Here is a 2,941-nt window from a genome sequence, read left to right as displayed (position 1 = left end):
CTGAACCACAAAGACGACTGCGCCCACCGCAACCACCAGCAGTAGGCGCAGTCGCACAGGCCGAATTCACAACTGTAGACGCGATCGGGCCGCTACCACCGAGAGGATGTTCGATGACTACACCGCAGACCAAGACCGAGGGCACGATGCCCAACGGATTCGATCCCGCGAGTGTGGAATCGTTAGAGCCCGAACTGCGTTCGTTGGTCGAACGCAGACAAAGCGTCATCGCCCCGAGCAACCGGTTGTTCTACAGCACACCAGTCGACGTGGTGCGCGCCGAAGGCGTCCATTTGTACGATGCGCAGGGGAATCAGTACCTCGACGCCTACAACAACGTTCCCGCCGTCGGTCATTGCAATCCGCATGTGGTGGAGGCTATTTCGCGACAAGCCGCGACCTTGAACAGCAATACGCGATACCTCACACCCACGCTGATCGAATACAGCGAACGACTCCTCGCGACCCATGACCCAGCCATCGACCAGGTTCTGTATACCTGTTCGGGCAGTGAGGCCAACGATCTCGCCATCCGGATGGCCCGCTACGAAACGGGTGGCGATGCAGTCATCGTGACGTCCCACGCCTATCACGGGCTCACAGCGTCCATTGCCGAGATGTCGCCGACCCTGGGCCCGAACGTTCCCCTCGGGGCGACGACGGTGACGATCGAGGCACCGGACTACTCGAGCGGTGACGACGCCGAAACGGTCGGAGCCACGATGGCGTCTCGCGTGTCCGAGGCCATCAAACACCTCGAGCGGCATGGGATGCGGCTCGCGGCGCTCCTCGTCGACACCGTGTTCTCGAGCGACGGACTCATCACGAGCCCGCCCGGATTCCTCGCACCGGTTGTCGACGTGGTCCACAGAGCCGGCGGACTTTTCATCGCAGACGAGGTACAAGCGGGCTTCGGCCGAACCGGTGAAGCCATGTGGGGATACCAACGGCATGGGGTCATACCTGATCTGGTGACGATGGGCAAACCGATGGCGAACGGTCTGCCGCTCGCGGCGGTCGCGACGCAGAGTCGACATGCGCTGAAGTTCGGGCGCGACATCCGGTACTTCAACACCGCGGCGGGCAACACCGTGTGCATCAGTGCTGCCAACGCGGTCCTGGACGTCTTCGAGACCGATGGAATTCTCGCGAACGTCTGCAACGTAGGACGGCAATTGCTCGAAGGCCTCACAGAGCTGACGCAGCGCTACGCCTGCGTGACGAGCGCGCGGGGAGCAGGACTGTTCGTCGCCGTCGATCTGGTCGACCCGGAGACCCAGCGACCGGCACCGATACTGGCGGCGTCGGTCGTCAATGGCCTGCGCAAACGGCGGGTATTGGTCAGCAACACCGGACCCTTCGAGAACGTCCTGAAGATTCGCCCACCGCTGGTCTTCTCGGCCGAGAATGCGCAGTACTTCCTGGTCCAGCTCGACGAGGTCCTCGCCGAGGCCACATCCTGACCCACCTCGGCCGGCGAGGACTGCTCAGACGCCGACCAGGTTGGACAGCTGCGCGGCACTCCATCCGATGTTGCGCGACAGGTACTCGGCGTTGTGGGGCATCGCCTCGCTGAGGTGCAGCGCCATCAGGAGTCGCTGGGTGATGCGCATCGACACCAGACCACGAATCAATTCGGACTCCGAGTCGGTCATGACGCACACCTCGCGGTACCCAGCGATCATGTGACGGGGTCCTTCCCATGGGTCGCCGTCGACAGCGACCTGAGAGGCCAACCCACTGGCCAGATCGGCGGCGCGCCACGAGTGCATGACATCACCCCAATCCAGGACTCCTTGAACGAAATCGTTCGATGCGGGATCGACGAGAATGTTGTCCACACTGAAATCGCCGTGCACCACTTGAGTTGGCAGGTCCCCGGCCGCAGGAACAAAAGTGGAGCCGTACCAAACGAACACCCGTCCCACGGCGGGTGAGTCTGCCAGTGGTCGCATGACGTCGAGTTCGTGGAAGTTCTGCAGGTCGTATGCCAGGTGCCGGTCCGCTGCGTCGTGGTGAAAGTCGCTGAGGGCGTTGGCCATCCTTGCCAAGACTCGTCCGCATTGACGTAATTGGTCGGGGGAGGGTTGAACTGAGCGCAGCGCGCGTCCGGAGAGAAACGTAGTGACACGTACGATGCGTCTTTGACCGTCCGGCACCACCACACGGGGAAGTTGCTCACCGTCGGCAGAGGGGATGACGCGCTCGAGCGGTAGAAGGGGATCCCGCCGACTCGCGTGTAGCAAGGCCGCAGTCTGCAATTCGATGACGCGCGGCTGGTCACCCGGGTGGGCAATCTTGATCACGTAGCTGTCACCGAGGCGCGTAGTAGCTCGATACGTGTCGTCCCGTTCGGTCGGTAACCTCACCGGATCTTCGGCGGCCACGATTCCGTATACCGAGTTGATCAGTCTTCGTACCTGTTCGGCGCTCAACCGCTCGAACGATTCGGTGAAGGATGACGTCACCCCGGAACTATCGGGACGGATCATCAGTTCTTTCCGAGCTGACCGAATACACGCAGCGATCGCAGATGCTGCACACGTATTGCGCGAGAAGGTCGACTTCTTGCTCTGACGAGTTGCCGACGTTGTCTCGGGAACACCGTCTCCTGGAAGTGCCCAGTGAAGCAACCTGGTCCAGATCCCGGGCCACCTCACCCGCATCACGCGCGGCGTAGACCGTGGTGACGTACGCGCCCTCATAGCCGTACGTGCGGGAGTCGCCGAACCCGCTGACACCGAAGAGCAACTGCCACCTACACCGACAGTCCCGGCGACGCGCCGCTGCTGTCGTCGGACGGATCCCGCACACTTGTCGATGTTCTGCGCTCATAGCTTTCGACATTGACGTGCTCCCTTCGTGCTGCTTTTCTCAGCAGCTCATTTGATTTCTGTGAGGATGGTGCCTTGGGTGATGGCGTCGCCTGCGGTGACGGTCA

Annotated in this window: 2 protein-coding genes; one reads left to right on the top strand and one right to left on the bottom strand. The window is 62.0% G+C overall.

Features of this window, described 5'->3' with window-relative positions; translation table 11 throughout:
• The first annotated feature begins 113 nt into the window (after window positions 1-113).
• On the top strand, window positions 114-1,463 hold the full coding sequence (locus tag O4220_RS27630) for an aspartate aminotransferase family protein (protein ID WP_269608739.1): 1,350 nt from the start codon (window positions 114-116) through the stop codon (window positions 1,461-1,463).
• A 24-nt stretch (window positions 1,464-1,487) separates the two neighbouring features.
• Here the strand turns inward: O4220_RS27630 and O4220_RS27625 are convergent, their stop codons facing one another.
• Window positions 1,488-2,468, bottom strand: a complete 981-nt coding sequence (locus O4220_RS27625; protein WP_269608738.1) for a phosphotransferase — start codon at window positions 2,466-2,468, stop codon at window positions 1,488-1,490.
• Window positions 2,469-2,941: the final 473 nt, after the last annotated feature.

Origin of the sequence: Rhodococcus ruber (genome assembly GCF_027270735.1) — a bacterium.
Classification (GTDB): Bacteria; Actinomycetota; Actinomycetes; order Mycobacteriales; family Mycobacteriaceae; genus Rhodococcoides; species Rhodococcoides rubrum_A.
The sequence above is the reverse complement of the archived record's forward strand: the minus strand, read 5'-3'. Positions and strand labels throughout refer to the sequence as shown.

Bases quoted from the DNA above. Each gene is read 5' to 3' on its own strand.
- O4220_RS27630 (WP_269608739.1), top strand. From the start codon at position 114: ATGACTACACCGCAGACCAAGACCGAGGGCACGATGCCCAACGGATTC.